We start from the raw sequence: 20,760 nt of genomic DNA on the forward strand, positions 1-20,760 counted from the left end.
GGGTAAACCATGAACGCGCCGTACGACGGTGAGCGCGGCCAGGGCGCGGGCGGCTCCGGCGCTGCCGGGGGCCCGCCGCCAGGACCTCATGACGACGGCCAGGCACCCCAGCAGCAGGCGCCTGACGCCTACCTCCAGGACGCCTACGCGCAGGACCCCTACCGCGCCCAGGACCTCTCGGCCCAGGACCCGGTGGCCGAGGCGCTCTACGACCGTGCCGCGCACCCCCCGCCCCCGCCCGGCACGTACCAGGACCCGCAGCAGCTCTACGCCCAGCCGCCGTCGCCCCAGCACGCCCCGGACCCCCGCGTGTGGGCCCAGCCGCCGCCCCCGGAGCCGGACGGCGCCACCCGGCACCTCCCGTACGGCGACGACCCGCGCACGACGCAGTACGTCGGCGTCGACGACCTCGTCACCCAGGCCGGCGAGGAGCGCCACCAACCGGACGCCTTCGCCCACCTCTTCCGCGACCAGCAGGGCAGCGGCTACCCCGACCCGCGCGCCGGAGCCCACCAGCAGGACCCGCACCTGGGCGACGGCTACCAGCAGGACCCGCGCGGCCAGGCGTACCAGCCCGGTGGCTACCCCGACCAGGGCGGCTATCAGCACCAGCAGGACGCCGGCTACCAGCAACAGCAGGGCCAGCAGGGCGCCGCGTACCAGGGCCAGCAGCCCGCCGCCTATTACGACCAGGGCGGCGCGTACCCCTACCAGCAGCAGGGCGCGGCACAGTACGCCGACCAGCAACAGGGCGCGGTCCCGTACCTCGACCAGCAGGGCGGCGCGCAGTACGCGTATCCGCAGAACGACCCCCAGTACTACCCCCAGAGCGGCACCCCGTACGTGAACCACCAGAACGCCCCGTACGCGAACCAGCAGGCGGGCGGCTACTACCAGGACCCGAACCAGCTGGGCCAGCCGTACCAGGACCCGCAGCAGTACGACATCTCGCGCCCCCCCGGCGAGTCCCCCGCCGTGCCGGCCCCGGCGCAGGAACCCGTGCCCGCGGCGCCCGCGGCGAAGTCCGGCGGCCGCGCGTCCAGCCTGTTGAAGTCGAGCGCCGTGATGGCCGCGGGCACGATGGTGTCCCGGCTCACCGGCTTCGTCCGCTCCGCCATGATCGTCTCGGCGCTCGGTATCGGTCTGCTCGGTGACACCTTCCAGGTCGCGTACCAGCTGCCGACGATGATCTACATCCTCACCGTGGGCGGCGGTCTCAACTCGGTCTTCGTGCCGCAGCTCGTGCGCGCCATGAAGGACGACGAGGACGGCGGCCAGGCGTACGCCAACCGCCTCCTCACGCTCGTCATGGTGGCGCTCGGCTTCCTCACCGTGGTCGGCTGGTTCGCGGCGCCCGCCCTGGTGCACCTGCTGTCGACCCCGGTCGCCAGTGACCCGGCGGCCAACGAAGTGGCGATCACCTTCGTCCGCTACTTCCTGCCCTCGATCTTCTTCATGGGCATCCACGTCGTCATGGGCCAGATCCTCAACTCGCGCGGGAAGTTCGGCGCGATGATGTGGACGCCGGTCCTGAACAACATCGTCATCATCGCGACGCTCGGCATGTTCCTGTGGGTGTACGGCACCTCGGAGAAGTCGGGCATGCGCGTCACGTCCATCCCGGACGACGGCGTGCGTCTCCTCGGCGTCGGCGTCCTGCTCGGCATGGTCGTCCAGTCGCTCGCGATGATCCCGTACCTACGGGAGACGGGCTTCAAGCCGCGCCTGCGCTTCGACTGGAAGGGCCAGGGCCTCGGCAAGGCCGCCATGCTCGCCAAGTGGACGATCCTGTTCGTCCTCGCCAACCAGGCCGGCGCGATCGTGGTGACCCAGCTGGGCACCGCGGCGGTCAAGCACTCCGGCATGGACGGCACCGGCTTCTCGGCCTATTCCAACGCCCAGCTCATCTGGGGTCTGCCGCAGGCGATCATCACGGTCTCCCTGATGGCCGCCCTGTTGCCGCGGCTCTCCCGCGCGGCCCACGAGGGCGACGCCGGAGCGGTCCGGGACGACATCTCCCAGGGCCTGCGCACCTCCGCCGTCGCGATCGTGCCGGTCGCCTTCAGCTTCGTCGCCCTCGGCATCCCGATGTGCACGCTCATGTTCGGCTCGTCCGGCGTCAACGGCGCCACCCGCATGGGCTACATGCTGATGGCCTTCGGACTCGGCCTGATCCCGTACTCCGTGCAGTACGTCGTGCTCCGCGCCTTCTACGCGTACGAAGACACGCGCACCCCCTTCTACAACACGGTCATCGTGGCCGCCTTCAACGCCGCCGCCTCCGCGCTCTGCTACATGGTGCTGCCCGCCCGCTGGGCCGTAGCGGGCATGGCCGCTTCGTACGGCCTCGCCTACGCGATCGGGGTGGGCGTTGCCTGGCGACGGCTAAGCAAGCGGCTGGGGGGCGACCTGGACGGTGCGAACGTGGTCCGTACGTACGCCCGTCTCGTGATCGCCTCGGTGCCCGGTGCGATTCTCGGCGCCGCGGCCGGGTACGCGATCACCAAGGCGCTGGGACAGGGCGTCCTCGGCTCGCTGGCCGCGCTGGTCGTCGGCTGCGCGGTACTGTTCGGCGTCTTCTTCCTCGTCGCGCGGCGCCTGCGCATCCAGGAACTCAACTCACTGGTCGGCACGGTACGGGGGCGCCTGGGACGCTGAGGCGCGGCGGTCCGCACAACCATCGACGGCTACCGCGTGTCGTGCATAGCGGCGGACTGTGGGCACAATTGGCTTTGGCGTCTGACGAAGCGCAACGGATGGGGAGGCAGGAACGACGGTGGCGGAACGGAGCACGGCTGCCGTCGACGTGGCAGACAACAGCGGCGACGAGCCGCTGACCGCGAAGGCGGAGCAGTCCACGGCCGACGGGGTGGCCCAGACCCGGGAGCGGGACACGGCGGACGACAGCGCGGCGGAGACGAAGGGGCCCTCGAGTCCGCCCGGGGCGACCACGCCCCCTGAACTGCACAGCGGCCACAAGCTCGCCAGACGCTATCGCCTCGAGGAGTGCGTCACCCGTCTGGACGGTTTCAGCAGCTGGCGCGCGGTGGACGAGAAGCTCCGCCGGGCGGTGGGTGTACACGTGCTGCCCGCCGACCACCCCCGCGGGCGCTCGGTGCTCGCCGCGGCCCGGTCCGCGGCACTCCTCGGCGACCCGCGCTTCGTGCAGGTCCTGGACGCGGTCGAGGAGAACGACCTCGTCTATGTGGTGCACGAATGGCTTCCGGACGCCACGGAGCTGACCACACTGCTGGCCTCGGGCCCGCTGGAGGCCCACGACGCCTACCAGCTCGTCAGCCAGGTCGCGCAGGCCATGGCCGCCGCGCACCGCGAGGGCCTCGCCCATCTGCGGCTGACGCCCGGCGCCGTGCTGCGCACCTCCTCGGGCCAGTACCGCATCCGCGGACTCGCCGTGAACGCCGCGCTGCGCGGCATCACCTCCGAGACCCCCCAGCGCACCGACACGGAGGCCATCGGCGCCCTCCTGTACGCCGCCCTGACCCAGCGCTGGCCGTACGAGAACGACGCGCACGGCCTGTCCGGCCTCCCCAAGGGCGTCGGCCTCATCCCGCCGGACCAGGTCCGCGCCGGGGTGCACCGGGGTCTGTCCGAGCTGTCCATGCGCGCGCTCGCCAACGACGGAGCGACCGCCTCCCGCCAGGAACCCGCCTGCACCACTCCGGACGACCTGGTGAAGGCCGTCGGCGAAATGCCCCGCATCCGTCCGCCCGAGCCCGCCTTCACGGCACCGCCCGAGTACCAGCGCACGACGTACCAACAGGGCACGTACGGCCGCGGCACACCGCCTCCGGGCGCCACCCAGGTCATCCAGCCCCCGCCGCCCCCGTTGCAGAGCCGTACGGGCAAGGCTCTCAAGTGGGCGGTCTCGGCGCTGCTCATCGCCGCGCTCGGCCTGGGCAGCTGGCAGCTGGCGGACGCCCTCATGGACCACGACAACAAGTCGGGGGACTCCGGCACGTCGCAGACGTCCGGGGACGGCGACAAGAACAAGCCCAAGCCCGGCAAGCCGATCTCCATCCAGAACGCCCAGGCGAGCGGCATGGGCGGAGAGTTCAAGAAGTCCACCGAGGGCGGCGCCGAACTCTGGCGCACCGCGACGTACAACGCGGGCCCGGCCCTGGCCCCCTACAGGCCCGGCGCCGGCATCGTCTACGACCTGGGAGCGGAGAAGACGCTCTCGGACGCGACGATCAAGCTCCTGTACGACGGCGACCACACGTCGGTCTCGCTGTACGCGGCCGACTCGATGGCGCCCAGGGGGTCGGTCAGCTCGCTGAAGAAGATCGGCGAGGGCAAGACCACCGGCACCTCTCTGAAGATCAAGGCGAACCCCAAGGTCAAGGCCCGTTACGTACTCCTCTGGGTGACGGCGGTTCCGTCGGTCGGAGCCGAGCAGTACCGGGACCCGGGCTTCCGGCAGGGCATCACGGGCGTCCAGTTCAAGGGCTTCAAGGCCTGAGGGCCCGCGCGTCTCGGTGGGGGGAGGGGGTTCGAGGTGGCGGATGACGCCGCGCACGGTGAGCTGAGCGACCACGACCTCCTGTCCCGCCACGTCGACGGCGACAAGGACGCCTTCGGCGAGCTGGTCCGCCGCCACCGCGACCGGCTGTGGGCCGTGGCCCTGCGCACCCTGGGAGACCGCGAGGAAGCCGCGGACGCCGTCCAGGACGCTCTGGTCTCCGCGTACCGGGCCGCGCACACCTTCCGCGGCCAGTCCGCCGTGACGACCTGGCTGCACCGCATCACCGTGAACGCCTGCCTCGACCGGGCACGCAAGGCCGCCTCCCGGAAAACCTCGCCTGTCGACGACACCGAGCGCCTGGACCAGCTCCTGGAGCCGCACGAGTCCGCGGCGGCACCGGTCGAGCGCGGAGATCTGCACCGCGAACTCCTACGGGCGCTCAGCACCCTGCCGGCCGACCAGCGGGCCGCCCTCGTCCTGGTCGACATGCAGGGCTACCCCGTGGCCGAGGCCGCCCGGGTGCTCGACGTCCCCACCGGCACGGTGAAGAGCCGCTGCGCACGGGGCAGAGCCAGGCTCCTGCCCCTCCTGACCCATCTGCGGACGGAGCCGCCGGGCGAGAGACGCGCCGGTAACCCGGGCGACGGAAAAAATGCCGCGCCAGGAAGGAACCGGACGCAGGGGACAACCGTCCCACCGGCAGCGGACCCCTCACGTACGGGGTCGTCCCCAGACGCCGGACCCGGCGATTCAGCGGCAGTGAAGGGCGGAGGTGGGCGAGCGTGACCACGACGACGGACTCGGCTGGGCACCCGGACGTCTCCGAGATCTCCGACCTCACCGAAGGCCTGCTCTCGCCGATCCGCACCCTCGACGTCCGGCAGCACCTGGACGGCTGCGCGCTCTGTACCGATGTCTACGACTCCCTCGAAGAGATTCGCGGCATGCTCGGCACCCTGCCCGGCCCCTCGCGCATGCCCGCCGATGTCGCGGAGCGCATCGACGCGGCCCTTGCGGCTGAGGCCCTCCTCGACTCCGCCGTCGCCGAGGACGTGGGCACTGCCCTGCCGACCCGTGAGGCCGAGGAAGCTTCCGACCGCGAAGCCGTCGTCGCAGCCGTCACCGACCCAGAGGTCGCCACCGAGCCAGCTGCTCAGCCCCCTGCTCATGTTTCACGTGAAACATCGACCTCCGAGCCGAGCACAGCGGCCGCTTCGTCGAGCAAGTCCACGGTCTCAGCCGGGGCCACCACCGGCAGCGGCAGCGGCGCTCACGGCCCGTCCGGGCACGCTCGTGCGGCCACCGGTCCGGGCCGGGGCGGCCGCCTCCGGGGACGGCGTCGCCGTACCGCAGCCCTGGGCGCCGTTTTCACCGCCGCCGCCCTAGGTCTGGGAGCACTGCTGATTCAGCCGTGGGACAACGACGCTGAGGGCTCGAAGGAGGCCGCGGCGGGCCGATCGGCAAGCGCCGACACGTTCTCCAGGGGCAAGCTCAAGGACCGCGTCAACGAGATGCTCCCTGAGGAGCGTTCGATCGCGGGTACTGACACCACTCCCTCTCCCAAGCCGAGCGTGGGATCGCAGTCCAGCCCGAACGGCCCGAAGAAGGGCTCGACGACGCGCGACGACTACGTCGAGATTCCCGCCTGTATCGAGCGGAGCCTAGGCGGTCGGGCACCACTGGCCGCCGACAGGGGCACCTACGAAGGCAAGAGCGCCTACCTCGTCGTCGTGACGCATGAGTCCGACAGCACCAAGGTCTCGGCGTATATCGTCGATGCCGCGTGCACGAACGCGTCCTCGTCGCCCAACGCCACCGGCGAGGTCCTGCTCACCGAGTCCTACCCCCGCAACTGAGCGGCACCCGGCCCGGCGGGCACGCGTCGATCTCGCCCCTACGCCCTATGCCGTGGCTTCCGTGTGCTCGGACACGTTTGGGAATGCGCGCCCCGTAGGATCCGTTGGGTGGGGTGAGAGCCCTGAGACAGGCACCCGCCAGCAGTACGCAGCAGTCGTCAGAGACGAGGAATCAAGCCGTGACCGACGTCCGTAACGTGATCATCATCGGCTCCGGGCCCGCCGGCTACACGGCGGCGCTCTACACCGCGCGCGCGTCACTGAAGCCCCTGGTCTTCGAGGGTGCCGTCACTGCAGGCGGCGCGCTGATGAACACCACCGATGTGGAGAACTTCCCGGGCTTCCAGGACGGCATCATGGGCCCGGAGCTCATGGACAACATGCGTGCCCAGGCCGAGCGCTTCGGCGCCGAGCTGGTGCCCGACGACGTGGTCTCCGTCGACCTCACCGGTGAGATCAAGACCGTCACGGACACGGCCGGTACGGTGCACCGCGCGAAGACCGTCATCGTCACGACGGGCTCCCAGCACCGCAAGCTGAGCCTGCCGAACGAGGACGCGCTGTCCGGCCGTGGCGTCTCCTGGTGCGCGACCTGCGACGGGTTCTTCTTCAAGGACCAGGACATCGCCGTCATCGGCGGTGGCGACACCGCGATGGAGGAGGCGACCTTCCTCTCCCGCTTCGCCAAGTCCGTGACGGTCGTCCACCGCCGCGACAGCCTCCGGGCCTCCAAGGCGATGCAGGAGCGCGCCTTCGCCGACCCGAAGATCAAGTTCGTCTGGGACAGCGAGGTCGCTGAGATCAAGGGCGAGCAGAAGCTGGCCGGTCTCACCCTGCGCAACGTCAAGACGGGCGAGACGTCCGAGCTGCCGGTGACCGGCCTGTTCATCGCGATCGGTCACGACCCGCGCACTGAGCTTTTCAAGGGCCAGCTGACCCTGGACGGCGAGGGCTACCTGAAGGTCGACGCGCCGTCGACCCGGACGAACATCCCCGGTGTCTTCGCCGCCGGTGACGTCGTCGACCACACCTACCGCCAGGCGATCACGGCCGCCGGCACCGGCTGTGCCGCCGCTCTGGACGCCGAGCGTTTCCTCGCCGCCCTCGCGGACAGCGAGACCGCGGCCGCTGCTGCTGTCTGACCCTCTTCCGCCCCCACCCGCACCACCATGTGAGGAGCCCGCCGTGGCCAACCTGAAGAACGTGACCGATGCCTCCTTCGAGGAGGACGTCCTCAAGAGCGACAAGCCCGTCCTGGTGGACTTCTGGGCCGCCTGGTGCGGTCCCTGCCGCCAGATCGCGCCGTCGCTCGAGGCGATCGCGAAGGAGCACGGCGACAAGATCGAGATCGTCAAGCTCAACATCGACGAAAACCCCGGCACGGCCGCCAAGTACGGCGTCATGTCGATCCCGACGCTGAACGTGTACCAGAACGGCGAGGTCGCCAAGACCATCGTCGGTGCCAAGCCGAAGGCCGCCATCGAGCGCGACCTGGCGGACTTCATCGCCGAGTAAGGCACCACGTCATCGGTGTCCGCCGCAGTGGCGGAGAGCGATGTTTCACGTGAAACACGAAGGGGCCAACTCCGTGGGGTTGGCCCCTTCGGTTGTCCGCTGACCGGCCCGCCGCTGGCCGCCGGCCGATCTGCCGCTGGCCGTCGGCCGGTCTGCCGCTGAGGTCTGCCGTATGTCTGGACCGCCTAGAGCGGCCGAAGAGCAGGTTCCTTCTGTACCGCTCCCAGCAGCCGGTCGAGCGCCAGCTCGACGTCTTCCTTCCAGGAGAGCGTCGTCCTCAGCTCCAGTCGCAGCCTCGGGTAGGCGGGGTGCGGGCGGACCGTCTTGAAGCCCACCGCGAGGAGATGGTCCGCGGGCAGCACACACGCCGGCTTCTCCCAGCGCGCGTCACCGAATGCCTCGATGGCCTTGAACCCCCGGCGCAGCAGGTCCTTGGCGACCGTCTGCACGATGACACGGCCCAGCCCCTGCCCTTGATAGCCCGGCATGATCCAGGCAGTCATCAACTGAACGGCATCCGGGGAGACGGGGCTCGTCGGGAACGCCGTGGACCGCGGCACATAGGCGGGGGGAGCGTAGAGGACGAAACCCACCGGGACATCGTCGACGTAGACGACCCGGCCGCAGGATCCCCACTCCAGCAGGACGGCGGAGATCCACGCTTCCTTCTCCAGCTCGGGCGTTCCGGCCTTCAGCGCGGCTTGGCCGCTGACCGGGTCCAGTTCCCAGAAGACACACGCGCGGCAACGCCTGGGAAGGTCCGGAAGGTTGTCCAGCGTGAGCGGTACGAGCCGTCGCCCCATGAAGGCGGTTCCTCACTTCCCTCGCCCGCGACGCCACGAGCAGCTGTCAGTGCGCTCCGTTCCCTGAGCAGGCTGCCGACGAACCCTCCGACCGCGCCCAGGCCGAACCCCGCGGTCATCAGTCCGGTGCGGCTCACCGATCGCATGGCCCCCGCCTCCCCTAAGAGGTGCCGTCAGGTGATTGCGCCATACCCAAGCGCATCGTATCCACGATGTGATTGCATCGATACCGGAAGAAAGCAAAGAGCGGGCCGTGTTCCGGCACACACCGGACACGGCCCGCTTTCACATACGCCACGGAAGTCAGCTACGGACGGCCTCCCGAAAGCTTCCGACCCAGCGCTTACGCCCCCGAGGAGGAGCTGTCGCTGCTCAGTCCTGCTCGCCCTCTGAGGCTTCCTCGGCGGCGGCCTCGGCCAGGCCCCGCTTGAGGACCGAGCCCTCTTCAGGAGCGAGGGTGGTGAGGATGCGCTCCAGGTCCTCCAGCGAGGCGAAGTCGACGACGATCTTGCCCTTCTTCTGGCCCAGGTCGACCCTCACCCGTGTCTCGAACCGGTCCGAGAGACGCGTGGCCAGACTCGTCAGCGCGGGAGACACCCGTGCCCCGGCACGAGGCCCCTTGGCCTTCGGCTTGGTCTGCGGCCGCGACCCCATGAGGGTCACGATCTCCTCGACGGCCCGCACCGAGAGCCCTTCGGCCACGATCCGGTACGCGAGGCGGTCCTGCTCCTCCGGGTCCTCGACGGACAGCAGCGCTCGGGCGTGACCCGCGGACAGCACTCCGGCCGCCACCCTGTTCTGCACCTTCGGCGACAGCTTCAGGAGACGCAGGGTGTTGGAGACCTGGGGGCGGGACCGGCCGATCCGGTCCGCCAGCTGGTCATGCGTGCACTTGAAGTCCTTGAGCAGCTGGTCATAGGCCGCGGCCTCTTCCAGCGGGTTCAGCTGAGCGCGGTGCAGATTCTCCAGGAGCGCGTCCAGGAGGAGCTTGTCGTCCTCCGTCGCCCGCACGATGGCGGGGATGTGCTCCAGGCCCGCGCCACGGCAAGCCCGCAAGCGCCGCTCACCCATGATGAGTTCGTATCGCGCAGGCCCCACCTGCCGTACGACCACAGGCTGGAGGAGCCCGACCTCCTTGATGGAGGTCACCAGTTCGGCGAGGGCGTCGTCGTCGAAGACCTCACGCGGTTGCCGCGGGTTGGGCGTGATGGAGTCGAGCGGCAGCTCGGCGAAGTGCGCACCGGCCGGGCTCCGCAGTTCCTCCCCCGTCCCATGGTCCGGCGTCTCCGGTTCCTGGGCGGCGGGCGGCTGCGCAAGGGTACTCTGCGGAAGCGAGGCGACCTTGGCGGCCGCCACACCGCGCTCCGCGGTGAGGACCGGTACGGCCGTCGGTGACGTGGAGGCCCCACCCGTGCTCGGGGCAGCCGCCTTCTCCGTCGGAGCCGCAGGGATCAGAGCGCCGAGGCCACGGCCCAGCCCTCTTCGTCGGTCGCTCACTGGATCCCCTCCGTCATGTTCTGGTCGTTCTGGATGCCCGTGTGGGCGTGCTGCACGTCGTACCGCACGCCTACTCCGCGCAGCGCGATCTCTCGCGCCGCCTCGAAGTACGACAGGGCACCGCTTGATCCTGGATCGTAGGTCAGCACGGTCTGGCCGTAGCTGGGCGCCTCGGAGATGCGCACCGAGCGCGGGATGCTCGTCCGCAGCACCTCGTCGCCGAAGTGGTTGCGCACCTCGTCAGCCACCTGGGATGCGAGCCGGGTCCTGCCGTCGTACATGGTGAGCAGGATGGTCGACACATGCAGGCGCGGATTGAGGTGGCCCCGCACCAGGTCGACGTTGCGCAGAAGCTGACCGAGGCCTTCCAGGGCGTAGTACTCGCACTGGATGGGGATCAGCACCTCCGCGCCGGCCACCAGGGCGTTCACCGTCAGCAGTCCCAGCGACGGCGGGCAGTCGATGAGGATGTAGTCCAACGGCTGCTCATACGCCTGGATCGCCCGCTGGAGCCGGCTTTCCCGAGCCACCAGCGACACCAGCTCGATTTCCGCGCCGGCCAGGTCGATGGTGGCCGGGGCGCAGAAGAGGCCCTCGACATCCGGGACGGGCTGGACGACCTCAGCGAGAGGCTTGCTCTCGACCAACACGTCGTAGATGGAGGGAACTTCGGCGTGGTGGTCAATGCCGAGTGCCGTGGAGGCGTTCCCCTGCGGGTCGAGGTCGATCACCAGAACACGCGCGCCGTGCAAGGCCAGTGAGGCGGCAAGGTTGACAGTTGTCGTCGTCTTGCCTACTCCACCCTTCTGGTTGGCGATGACCATGACTCGCGTGTCGTCAGGCCGAGGCAGACCCTCGCCCGCGCGGCCAAGCGCTTCCACCGCCAGTTGGGCAGCACGACCGATGGGGGTGTCGTCCATCGGGCTCGGTGTTTCACGTGAAACATCCTCCCCCGCCGATTCGGTACGGGGGCCGGGGACCGGATCGGTCATCGGTCCCGCGATGTTGGCGTCGGACCGCAAGGATTCACTCTCCTCGACTTCAGGCTCGCAATGAACAGAGCCTCCCATGCTTTCGGGGTCGTGAACCAGCGAGGCCCGGTCTTCTGTGGACGAATCCGTCTCTGTGGACAACTCCGTTCCCTTATCGAGGGAACCAAGTGGCCGACGCTCGCGAGGTTCGGCAGCGCGACCGCGACTGATGATGCCATGCAGCAGTGAGCGACGTTTCACGTGAAACACGATGCATGGCGACCGGGGTGCCGCTGGTGCGACACCCCGGTACGCGTACGTTTGACAGCTTTTGTGGAGTACGGCTCGTCGTCAGGACGGATCAGCGACGAACGTCAACACGCGTCAGCCAGGCGCTCCAACGGGCATCGCCAGCACGGCAGGTCCCCGTCGACAGCGGCGCCGATGTCTGATCAGCGACGGCGGCGGGCACGTCCGGTGCGCGCGGCCTTGGCTCGCTTGGCGGCGAAGCGCACACCACCGGGGCTCTCGCCCACCTCGACCCGCACGACGGTGGACAGCGGGTCAACGACCCCTTCGCCCACCTGTACGACGGAGACGGACTCCGCGCCGAGCTTGCTCAGCGCGGCACCTGCCCCCTTGACCTCTTCCTCGGCCGTGTCGCCCTTGAGCGCCAGCATCTCCCCGTACGGACGCAGCAGCGGGACGCCCCATCCGGCGAGGCGATCCAGGGGAGCGACGGCACGCGCGGTCACGACGTGGACCGGCGGCAGCTTGCCGAGGACCTCCTCGGCGCGACCCCGCACGACCGTGACGTGGTCGAGCCCCAGCAGCTCGACGACCTCGCTCAGGAAGTTCGTGCGCCGCAGCAGCGGCTCAAGAAGCGTGATCTTGAGGTCCTCGCGGACGAGCGCGAGCGGGATGCCGGGCAGTCCGGCCCCGGAGCCGACATCGCACACCGTGACGCCCTCGGGGACCACCTCGGACAGCACGGCGCAGTTCAGCAGGTGCCGCTCCCACAGCCGGGGAACCTCACGGGGGCCGATCAGGCCGCGCCGCACTCCAGCCTCGGCAAGCAGCTCCGCATACCGGACCGCGTCCGGGAATCGCTCGCCGAAAACCGCGCGCGCCTGCTCCGGCGCCGGGGGGAGCTCCGCTTCCTCCGTCACGGGGACCGTCCTTCCGTACCGCACTGGGTCGCTGACTATCAGGCTGACAAAGACCGGCCCCGTCTGCGAACAGACGGGGCCGGGATGAGACGTACAGATCAGGCGGGGAGGACCACGACGAAGCGCTGCGGCTCCTCGCCCTCGGACTCGCTGCTCAGGCCCGCGGCCTTGACCGCGTCGTGCACGACCTTGCGCTCGAACGGCGTCATCGGCTTGAGCTTGACCGGCTCACCGGAGCTCTTGGCGTCGGCGGCAGCCTTGGCACCCAGCTCGGACAGCTCCTCGCGCTTCTTGGCGCGGTAGCCCGCGATGTCCAGCATCAGGCGGCTGCGGTCGCCGGTCTCCCGGTGGACCGCGAGGCGGGTCAGCTCCTGGAGCGCCTCCAGGACCTCACCGTCCCGGCCGACCAGCTTCTGGAGATCGCGGCTGCCGGCGTCGCTGATGATCGACACCGCGGCCCGGTCGGCCTCGACGTCCATGTCGATGTCGCCGTCGAGGTCGGCGATGTCCAGCAGACCCTCGAGGTAGTCCGCCGCGATCTCCCCCTCCTGCTCGAGGCGGGTCAGAGCGTCGCCGACCTCGGCTTCGGCGGAGGTGGTGGTGCCTTCCGTCACGGGATGGACTCCTTTTACTTCTTGGACGGGTGCTTGGGCCGCTGCTGACCCTTGCGCTGTCCGGACTTGGCTTTGCTGCGGGTGCCCTGGCCGGGCTGGCTGCCCGAGGCTCCGCCTGCGGACTTGCCCTTGGCCGCGGCGCCCTGGGGCTTGTCGTCCCCGGCCTTGGTCAGCGACGCCTTCGTGCCGGGAGCGTCGGAGGCCGGGGCGGGCCTGGAACCGCCGTCCGTCTTGCCGCCGGTGGCGGTGGCGGACTGGCGCTGGGACTTGCTCTGGCGCTTGGGCTGCTGCCGCTTCGGGGCCGCGGCGGCGGGCGCACCGTCCTCGGTCGTGGTGGCCACGGTCTCGCTGACGATCACGGTGCCGTCGGCCTGGGCGGCGAAGCCGGCCTTGTTCAGGCCGTTGATGAACTTCCGCTCGTACTCGTTGCGGTCGCGGCCCTTGGCGACGATGGCCTTCACGGCCCGGACCTGGCCACGGCCGCGGGTCTTGCCGGCGGTCGTGATGTGCTTCTGAAGACGCTCGAGGTACGAGGCCTGGGCCTTGGAGCCGGGCGTCGGGTTCTGGCGGATCACGTACATCTGCTGGCCCATGGTCCACACGTTGGTGGTCAGCCAGTAGACGAGGACACCGACGGGGAAGTTGATGCCGAAGACGGCGAACATGATGGGGAAGACGTACATCAGCATCTTCTGCTGCTGCATGAACGGCGTCTTCACGGTGGTGTCGACGTTCTTCGTCATCAGCTGGCGCTGGGTGAAGAACTGCGACGCCGACATCATGATGATCATGAGCGCGGTCACGACGCGTACGTCGGTGAGCGAGGCGCCGAGGGAGGCGACCTTGTCGGCGCTGTCCGTGAACTTCACCGCGAGCGGGGCACCGAAGATGTGGGCGTCACGGGCGCTGTCCAGCAGCTGCTGGTCGATGACGCCGACCTTCTTGTTGGACGCGATGCCGTTGAGCACGTGGTACAGCGCGAAGAAGAACGGCGACTGCGCCAGGATGGGAAGGCACGAGGAGAGCGGGTTGGTGCCCGACTCCTTGTACAGCTTCATCATCTCTTCGGACTGACGCTGCTTGTCGCTCTTGTAGCGTTCCTGGATCTTCTTCATCTCGGGCTGCAGCGTCTGCATGGCCCGGGTCGCCTTGATCTGCTTCACGAAGAGCGGGATCAGGCAGATTCGGATCAGGATCACCAGGGACACGATCGACAGGCCCCAGGCCCAGCCCGTATCAGGGCCGAAGATCGCACCGTACAGCTTGTGGAACTGCACGATGACCCAGGAGACGGGTGTCGTGATGAAGCTGAAGAAACCGGCAATCGTGTCCACTAATCAGGCTCCTTGAGCATGGGACGGGGTCTCGGCGGCCGGGCTCGTGGGAGCCGGTGGGAGGTCTCCGGTCGGCACGCCAGCGGCGGAGGGCCCGCCCTTGCGTTCGCGCCAGGCAGCGCGCAGCATCTCGTGCCACCGCGGACGCTTGCGCGGCGGAACGTGATCGACGCCACCGAGCGACCACGGATTGCATCGCAGGATGCGCCAGGCAGTGAGCGCTGTTCCCTTGATCGCACCGTGCCGGTCGATGGCCAGATAGCCGTAGTGGGAGCACGACGGGTAGTACTTGCACACCGGGCCGAGGAGTGGACTGATCGTCCACTGGTACAGCTTGATCAGCGCCAGCAGCGGGTACTTCATCGCGCGCCCCCTCCGAGGAGGCGCCGCAGGGCGGCGTCCAGGTCGTCGGCCAGCTGTGCGTAGGTGGCGTCGCCCGCGCCGGGCAACGCTCGTACGACTACCAGGCTACCGGGGGGCACCAAGGCCAACCGGTCGCGCGTCAGATGGCGAAGTCTGCGCTTGACCGTATTGCGTACGACGGCTCCACCCACGGCCTTGCTCACGACGAAACCCGCACGTGTCGGGGGAACACTCTCCCCTGGCACGTGCGGGTCCGTTGCACCGCTGCGTAGATGGACGACGAGTAGCGGGCGTCCGGCCCGGCGTCCTCGGCGTACCGCGGTCGCGAAATCCTCGCGCCGCCTCAGCCGATGCTCGGTAGGCAGCACGACGTCATGACCTAATTTGCGCTTAGGCGGACAGGCGGGCGCGACCCTTGCTACGGCGGGACGCCAGGATGGCGCGGCCGGCACGGGTGCGCATACGCAGCCGGAAGCCGTGGGTCTTCGCGCGACGACGGTTGTTCGGCTGGAAGGTGCGCTTGCTCACTCGGGGGCTCCAGAAATGACTCGTGTGGTGGCGGGTATCGCCTGGCTGTCACCGTGCGCCCACGAGAAGCTCGGAGAAGCTCGCGTATAGGCACCGAGTGCACCGCTTCACAATCACGGATCGTGATCTTTGCCCATCGGAGGCAGGCGGCAGCAGCCATCGACAACTCGACCTGGTTACGGTACGCGGGGCTACGCCATCCGGTCAAACCAGCGGTCAGGGGGAGACACTGTGCACAGCCTGTGGACAACAACTTGAACCGCACCCGTCGCCCTGACTACCGTGGCTGAACTCCGTTTCGTTCCCTTCCCCCTGCCCCTCCCGATTTCCGTCCCGACCCGTCCCAAGAACCACACCTTCGTGGGACCTGTGAGAGAGCGTGCCCTGTGGCTGACGTACCTGCCGATCTTGCCGCAGTGTGGCCAAGGGTTCTGGAGCAGCTGCTGGGCGAAGGGCGGGGGCAGGGCGTCGAGGCGAAGGACGAGCACTGGATCCGACGGTGCCAGCCGCTCGCGCTGGTCGCCGACACCGCACTGCTCGCCGTTCCGAACGAATTTGCGAAGGGTGTCCTGGAGGGCCGCCTCGCCCCGGTCGTCAGCGAGACGCTGAGCCGGGAGTGCGGGCGCCCGATCCGCATCGCCATCACGGTCGACGACTCCGTGGGCGAGCCGCAGAGCCCGCCCGCGCCGCCGGTCCAGCAACAGCAGTCGCGGTACGAGGACCAGCCCTCCCGCTACGAAGAGCAGCCGCCTCGCTACGAAGAGCCCGCGCCGCGCTACGAGGATCCGGAGATGCCGGCCGCCTCCGGGCAGGGGCATGACAGCTACGACGGGTACGGCCGCCGCCCCGGGGACGAGCGCTCAGCTGGCCCGCGCCCGGACCAGCTGCCGGCGGCCCGCCCGGCGTATCCGGACTACCAGCGCCCCGGCGCCTGGCCGCAGCAGCCGCAGGACGACTACGGCTGGCAGCAGCCGCGCCTCGGCTTCCCCGAGCGCGACCCGTACGCGAGCCCCGGGCAGCCTCAGCACGACTACCGCTCGCAGCCGCCGCAGGAGCGCTCGCCGTACGAGCAGCAGCGCTCCGAGCGGCCAGGTCAGGAACGGCACGAACGCCACGAGCGACACGAGCGGCAGCACGACCGCCGCGACCGGCACGAGCCCCCCGCCGGCGCGGGCCCCGGCTCAGGGCCTCACGGGGGCCCTGGAGGGCCTTCGGGCCCCGTCGGCCACGGTGGCACCCCCCTGCCCGCCTCCAGCGGCGCTCCCGGCCCTCTGGCGGCACAGCCCGCGCCCGCGACCGGCCCGGGCGAGCCCACCGCGCGGCTGAACCCGAAGTACCTCTTCGACACCTTCGTGATCGGGGCGTCGAACCGCTTCGCGCACGCGGCCGCGGTCGCCGTCGCCGAGGCCCCCGCGAAGGCGTACAACCCCTTGTTCATCTACGGGGAGTCAGGGCTCGGCAAGACGCACCTGCTGCACGCGATCGGGCACTACGCGCGCAGCCTCTACCCGGGCACGCGGGTGCGCTACGTGAGTTCCGAGGAGTTCACGAACGAGTTCATCAACTCCATCCGCGACGGCAAGGGCGACAGCTTCCGCAAGCGCTACCGCGAGATGGACATCCTGCTCGTCGACGACATCCAGTTCCTCGCGGACAAGGAGTCGACGCAGGAGGAGTTCTTCCACACCTTCAACACGCTCCACAACGCGAACAAGCAGATCGTGCTCTCCAGCGACCGGCCGCCCAAGCAGCTGGTGACCCTGGAGGACCGGCTGCGCAATCGTTTCGAGTGGGGTCTGATCACCGACGTCCAGCCGCCCGAGCTGGAGACGCGCATCGCGATCCTGCGCAAGAAGGCGGTCCAGGAGCAGCTCAACGCCCCGCCGGAGGTCCTGGAGTTCATCGCGTCCCGCATCTCACGGAACATCCGTGAGCTGGAGGGCGCGCTGATCCGCGTCACGGCGTTCGCCTCGCTCAATCGACAGCCTGTGGACCTGGGTCTCACGGAGATCGTCCTGAAGGACCTGATCCCGGGCGGCGAGGACGCGGCTCCGGAGATCACGGCGACGGCGATCATGGCGGCCACCGCCGACTACTTCGGCCTGACGGTGGACGACCTGTGCGGATCGTCGCGCAGCCGGGTCCTGGTGACGGCCCGCCAGATCGCCATGTACCTGTGCCGCGAGCTGACCGACCTCTCCCTGCCGAAGATCGGCGCGCAGTTCGGCGGCCGCGACCACACGACGGTGATGCACGCGGACCGCAAGATCCGCGCGCTGATGGCCGAGCGCCGCTCGATCTACAACCAGGTCACCGAGCTGACCAACCGCATCAAGAACGGCTGACAGCAAGGCCGGTACGCCATGTGAAGGGCGCCCAGGGGCATGTCTCCGGGGCGCCCTTCACGTTTTGCGGGCCTACGCAGTTCGCGTCTTACCAGGCCTACGCAGTTCACGTTTTCCCTGATCTACGCAGCTCGCGTTTTCGATGCCTACGTAGAAGGCCATCAGCACCCGTAGCGCGCCCGTAGTGCCCAGGCGGCAGGACCCGCAGTGCCTACGCGGCAGGAGCCGTCCTGTGGGGCGATGCCCCGCAGGCCTCGAAGCCCCTCGCGGGTTCCCTCAGTGCCCTCCTGAGAGCCACTGGCACCTCCGCGGAAGCCGCTCCCACCCCGCTCAGACCGCTGTGCACGGCCCCGATCACCCCTGATTCCCGCGACCTGTTCGTCATCTTCTGTTCGATTCATGGTCACCTCACCCGGGTTCTCCACAGATCTGGGGCCTTTTCGCCCTCCACACCCTGGGGACTGGGAAGTTGTCCCAACCGTGTCCACAGGGCACCCTGCTGAATGGCCATCAGGGCAGGTCAGGTGGTTGTGGATTCGTGGACGAAGACTGTCCACAGACTGTGGACGAAGATCTTGTCCACAGGGGGTGGGAAAAGTTGTCCACCGGCGGCCCACAGGCTGAGGCCCGTTGTGCACAGCTTCTCCCCAGCCCTGTCCACTGTTCGGCAACGCGACGCGCGCTCTCACCGGGTCGAGTGAAAGGCATCACACAAAGGTGCCGGGTTGGCCTGTGGGGAAGCTGGGTAAAGCTGGGGACAGGCCTGGGGAGAAGTCCCCCTCTCCTGTGCATCGGGTGTGCAGAACTTTCGCCCGTCCACAGTTACCCCCGGTTGTCCACCGCCGCCGCCCACAGGGCCAGTGGACAAAAAACCGGCATTGACCTGCGCATTCGCGGTTATCCACGGTTTCCACAGGCCCTACTACTACTCCCGACTAGAGAGAGTCAGGTTTCCGCTTTGAAGTGGGGGCTGTGTACAACTCGCCGCTCCGGCCGCCACGACCTCTCGGCACGACTTGACCCCGACGGGCACCAGCTGTCAGTGCGGTGCGTCAGACTGGTCCCCAGTGCCAGCAACAGCAGGAGGGCGGCTAAGTGAAGATCCGGGTGGAACGCGACGTACTCGCGGAGGCGGTGGCGTGGGCGGCACGCAGCCTCCCGGCTCGGCCGCCAGCGCCCGTCCTCGCGGGCCTGCTGCTGAAGGCCGAGGAGGGCGCCCTCTCCCTGTCGAGCTTTGACTACGAGGTCTCGGCCCGCGTCTCCGTGGACGCCGAGGTCGACGAGGAAGGCACGGTCCTCGTCTCCGGCCGCCTGCTCGCCGACATCTGCCGCGCCCTGCCGAACCGCCCGGTGGAGATCTCCACAGACGGTGTACGGGCGACGGTGGTCTGCGGCTCCTCCCGCTTCACCCTCCACACCCTGCCTGTGGAGGAGTACCCGGCGCTGCCGCAGATGCCGACCGCCACGGGCACCGTCCCCGGTGAGGTCTTCGCCTCGGCCGCCTCCCAGGTCGCCATCGCCGCGGGCCGCGACGACACCCTGCCCGTCCTCACCGGTGTCCGCATCGAGATCGAGGGCGACACGGTCACGCTGGCCTCCACCGACCGCTACCGCTTCGCGGTCCGCGAGTTCCTGTGGAAGCCGGAGAACCCGGAGACATCCGCCGTCGCCCTGGTGCCCGCCAAGACGCTCCTGGACACCGCCAAGGCGCTCACGAGCGGCGACACGGTCACCCTGGCCCTGTCCGGCTCCGGTGCGGGCGAGGGCCTCATCGGCTTCGAGGGCGCGGGCCGCCGCACGACGACCCGCCTCCTGGAGGGCGACCTTCCGAAGTACCGCACGCTCTTCCCGACGGAGTTCAACTCGGTCGCCGTCATCGAGACCGCCCCCTTCGTGGAGGCCGTCAAGCGCGTGGCCCTCGTCGCCGAGCGCAACACCCCGGTGCGGCTCAGCTTCGAGCAGGGCGTGCTCATCCTGGAGGCCGGTTCCAGCGACGACGCACAGGCTGTGGAAAGGGTCGACGCCCAGCTCGATGGCGACGACATCTCGATCGCCTTCAACCCGACGTTCCTGCTCGACGGCCTGAGCGCGATCGACTCCCCGGTCGCCCAGCTGTCGTTCACGACGTCGACGAAGCCCGCGCTCCTGAGCGGCAAGCCGGCCGTGGACGCCGAGGCGGACGAGGCGTACAAGTACCTGATCATGCCGGTACGTCTGAGCGGCTGAGCCCACAGGTGTGTGGCCGCGTCCGGGCGTAGGCTCGGACGCGGGTACGAACGTGCCGCGGGTACGTGGAGCCGCTCAGCGCCGAGCGGCCGTGACGTGCCTTCACGCCACATCGCTAGTTAGGAACGCACTGATGGAGCTCGGTCTCGTCGGCCTCGGCAAGATGGGCGGCAACATGCGCGAGCGCATTCGCCGCGCAGGCCACACCGTCATCGGATACGACCGCAATCCGGACCTCGCGGATGTCCACAGCCTCGAAGAGCTGGTGAGCAAGCTCAAGGGCCCGCGCGTGGTGTGGGTGATGGTCCCGGCCGGTCCCGCGACCCAGTCCACCGTCGACGAGCTGGCCGAGCTGCTGTCGCCCGGCGACGTCGTGGTGGACGGCGGGAACTCCCGCTGGACGGACGATGAGAAGCACGCCGAGGAATTGGCTGCCAAGGGCATCGGCTTCGTCGACTGCGGCGTCTCCGGCGGCGTCTGGGGCCTGCAGAACGGCTACGCGCTGATGTACGGCGGCGACAAGGAGAACGTCGCCAAGGTCCAGCCCATCTTCGACGCGCTCAAGCCGGAGGGCGACTTCGGCTCCGTGCACGCGGGCAAGGTCGGCGCGGGCCACTTCGCGAAGATGGTCCACAACGGCATCGAGTACGCCATGATGCAGGCCTACGCCGAGGGCTGGGAGCTGCTCGAGGCCGTGGACTCGGTGACCGACGTGCGCGAGGTCTTCCGGTCCTGGCAGGAGGGCACGGTCATCCGTTCCTGGCTGCTCGACCTGGCCGTCAACGCCCTGGACGACGACGAGCACCTGGACAAGCTCCGCGGCTTCGCGGCCGACTCCGGCGAGGGCCGCTGGACGGTCGAGGCCGCCATCGACAACGCGGTGCCGCTGCCCGCGATCACGGCCTCCCTGTTCGCGCGGTTCTCCTCGCGGCAGGACGACTCGCCGCAGATGAAGATGATCGCGGCCCTGCGCAACCAGTTCGGCGGCCACGCCGTCGAGTCCAAGAGCGAACACTGATCCACAGCCCGCGCGGCCCGTTGTCCACAGCCTGTGTG

The 20,760-nt window shown here is 69.2% G+C and carries 18 protein-coding genes; 9 read left to right on the forward strand and 9 right to left on the reverse strand.

Features of this window, described 5'->3' with window-relative positions; genetic code table 11:
• Positions 1 to 9 precede the first annotated feature (9 nt).
• The 6 genes from murJ (at position 10) to trxA (ending at position 7,854) form a co-directional block, all read left to right on the forward strand.
• Positions 10 to 2,658, forward strand: coding sequence for a murein biosynthesis integral membrane protein MurJ (gene murJ / locus AC07GB_RS03720; protein WP_478841581.1), 2,649 nt, complete (start codon positions 10 to 12; stop codon positions 2,656 to 2,658).
• Between the two features lie 118 nt (positions 2,659 to 2,776).
• Entirely contained in the window at positions 2,777 to 4,480 is a 1,704-nt protein-coding gene (locus tag AC07GB_RS03725; RefSeq protein WP_478841582.1) for a protein kinase family protein, read from the forward strand.
• Positions 4,481 to 4,516: 36 nt separating this feature from the next.
• Positions 4,517 to 5,269, forward strand: a complete 753-nt coding sequence (sigM, locus tag AC07GB_RS03730; protein ID WP_478841583.1) for an RNA polymerase sigma factor SigM — start codon at positions 4,517 to 4,519, stop codon at positions 5,267 to 5,269.
• A complete protein-coding gene (locus AC07GB_RS03735; protein ID WP_478841584.1) occupies positions 5,266 to 6,339 on the forward strand; it encodes an anti-sigma factor in 1,074 nt (357 codons plus the stop codon). Before sigM ends, AC07GB_RS03735 begins: the two co-directional genes overlap by 4 nt.
• Positions 6,340 to 6,518: 179 nt before the next feature.
• On the forward strand, positions 6,519 to 7,481 hold the full coding sequence (gene trxB, locus AC07GB_RS03740; protein WP_478841585.1) for a thioredoxin-disulfide reductase: 963 nt from the start codon (positions 6,519 to 6,521) through the stop codon (positions 7,479 to 7,481).
• A 43-nt stretch (positions 7,482 to 7,524) separates the two neighbouring features.
• Positions 7,525 to 7,854 carry a thioredoxin gene (gene trxA, locus AC07GB_RS03745; RefSeq protein ID WP_030676864.1) on the forward strand — a complete coding sequence of 110 codons (330 nt, stop codon included), beginning with the start codon at positions 7,525 to 7,527 and terminating at the stop codon, positions 7,852 to 7,854.
• Between the two features lie 185 nt (positions 7,855 to 8,039).
• On the opposite strand, the gene AC07GB_RS03750 is transcribed toward trxA, so the two are convergent.
• From AC07GB_RS03750 to rpmH, 9 genes are all read right to left on the reverse strand, one after another.
• Complete coding sequence (locus AC07GB_RS03750) at positions 8,040 to 8,657, reverse strand: GNAT family N-acetyltransferase (protein ID WP_478603128.1); 618 nt, start codon at positions 8,655 to 8,657, stop codon at positions 8,040 to 8,042.
• Positions 8,658 to 9,029: 372 nt separating this feature from the next.
• Complete coding sequence (locus AC07GB_RS03755) at positions 9,030 to 10,154, reverse strand: ParB/RepB/Spo0J family partition protein (protein ID WP_478841586.1); 1,125 nt, start codon at positions 10,152 to 10,154, stop codon at positions 9,030 to 9,032.
• A complete protein-coding gene (locus AC07GB_RS03760; protein ID WP_478841765.1) occupies positions 10,151 to 11,224 on the reverse strand; it encodes a ParA family protein in 1,074 nt (357 codons plus the stop codon). Before AC07GB_RS03760 ends, AC07GB_RS03755 begins: the two co-directional genes overlap by 4 nt.
• Before the next feature lie 353 nt (positions 11,225 to 11,577).
• Complete coding sequence (gene rsmG / locus AC07GB_RS03765) at positions 11,578 to 12,294, reverse strand: 16S rRNA (guanine(527)-N(7))-methyltransferase RsmG (RefSeq protein ID WP_478841587.1); 717 nt, start codon at positions 12,292 to 12,294, stop codon at positions 11,578 to 11,580.
• A gap of 98 nt (positions 12,295 to 12,392) precedes the next feature.
• Entirely contained in the window at positions 12,393 to 12,908 is a 516-nt protein-coding gene (locus AC07GB_RS03770) for a Jag family protein (RefSeq protein WP_478841588.1), read from the reverse strand.
• A gap of 14 nt (positions 12,909 to 12,922) precedes the next feature.
• On the reverse strand, positions 12,923 to 14,242 hold the full coding sequence (gene yidC, locus AC07GB_RS03775) for a membrane protein insertase YidC (protein ID WP_478841589.1): 1,320 nt from the start codon (positions 14,240 to 14,242) through the stop codon (positions 12,923 to 12,925).
• A gap of 3 nt (positions 14,243 to 14,245) precedes the next feature.
• Positions 14,246 to 14,605, reverse strand: a complete 360-nt coding sequence (gene yidD / locus AC07GB_RS03780; protein ID WP_478841590.1) for a membrane protein insertion efficiency factor YidD — start codon at positions 14,603 to 14,605, stop codon at positions 14,246 to 14,248.
• The gene (rnpA, locus tag AC07GB_RS03785; protein WP_282791265.1) at positions 14,602 to 14,973 is read right to left on the reverse strand and encodes a ribonuclease P protein component; all 372 of its coding nucleotides are present in this window, start codon (positions 14,971 to 14,973) and stop codon (positions 14,602 to 14,604) included. The genes yidD and rnpA overlap by 4 nt, the downstream gene beginning before the upstream one ends.
• Before the next feature lie 22 nt (positions 14,974 to 14,995).
• Entirely contained in the window at positions 14,996 to 15,133 is a 138-nt protein-coding gene (gene rpmH, locus AC07GB_RS03790) for a 50S ribosomal protein L34 (RefSeq protein ID WP_003956500.1), read from the reverse strand.
• Positions 15,134 to 15,519: 386 nt separating this feature from the next.
• Between rpmH and dnaA the strand changes: the two genes are divergently transcribed.
• From dnaA to gnd, 3 genes are all read left to right on the forward strand, one after another.
• Complete coding sequence (gene dnaA, locus AC07GB_RS03795; protein ID WP_478841591.1) at positions 15,520 to 17,478, forward strand: chromosomal replication initiator protein DnaA; 1,959 nt, start codon at positions 15,520 to 15,522, stop codon at positions 17,476 to 17,478.
• Positions 17,479 to 18,573: 1,095 nt separating this feature from the next.
• Positions 18,574 to 19,704, forward strand: a complete 1,131-nt coding sequence (gene dnaN, locus AC07GB_RS03800; protein ID WP_478841592.1) for a DNA polymerase III subunit beta — start codon at positions 18,574 to 18,576, stop codon at positions 19,702 to 19,704.
• Positions 19,705 to 19,837: 133 nt separating this feature from the next.
• Positions 19,838 to 20,722 carry a phosphogluconate dehydrogenase (NAD(+)-dependent, decarboxylating) gene (gnd, locus tag AC07GB_RS03805; RefSeq protein ID WP_478841593.1) on the forward strand — a complete coding sequence of 295 codons (885 nt, stop codon included), beginning with the start codon at positions 19,838 to 19,840 and terminating at the stop codon, positions 20,720 to 20,722.
• The last annotated feature ends 38 nt before the right edge of the window (positions 20,723 to 20,760 follow it).

It is taken from the genome of Streptomyces sp. NPDC045778, assembly GCF_056431945.1.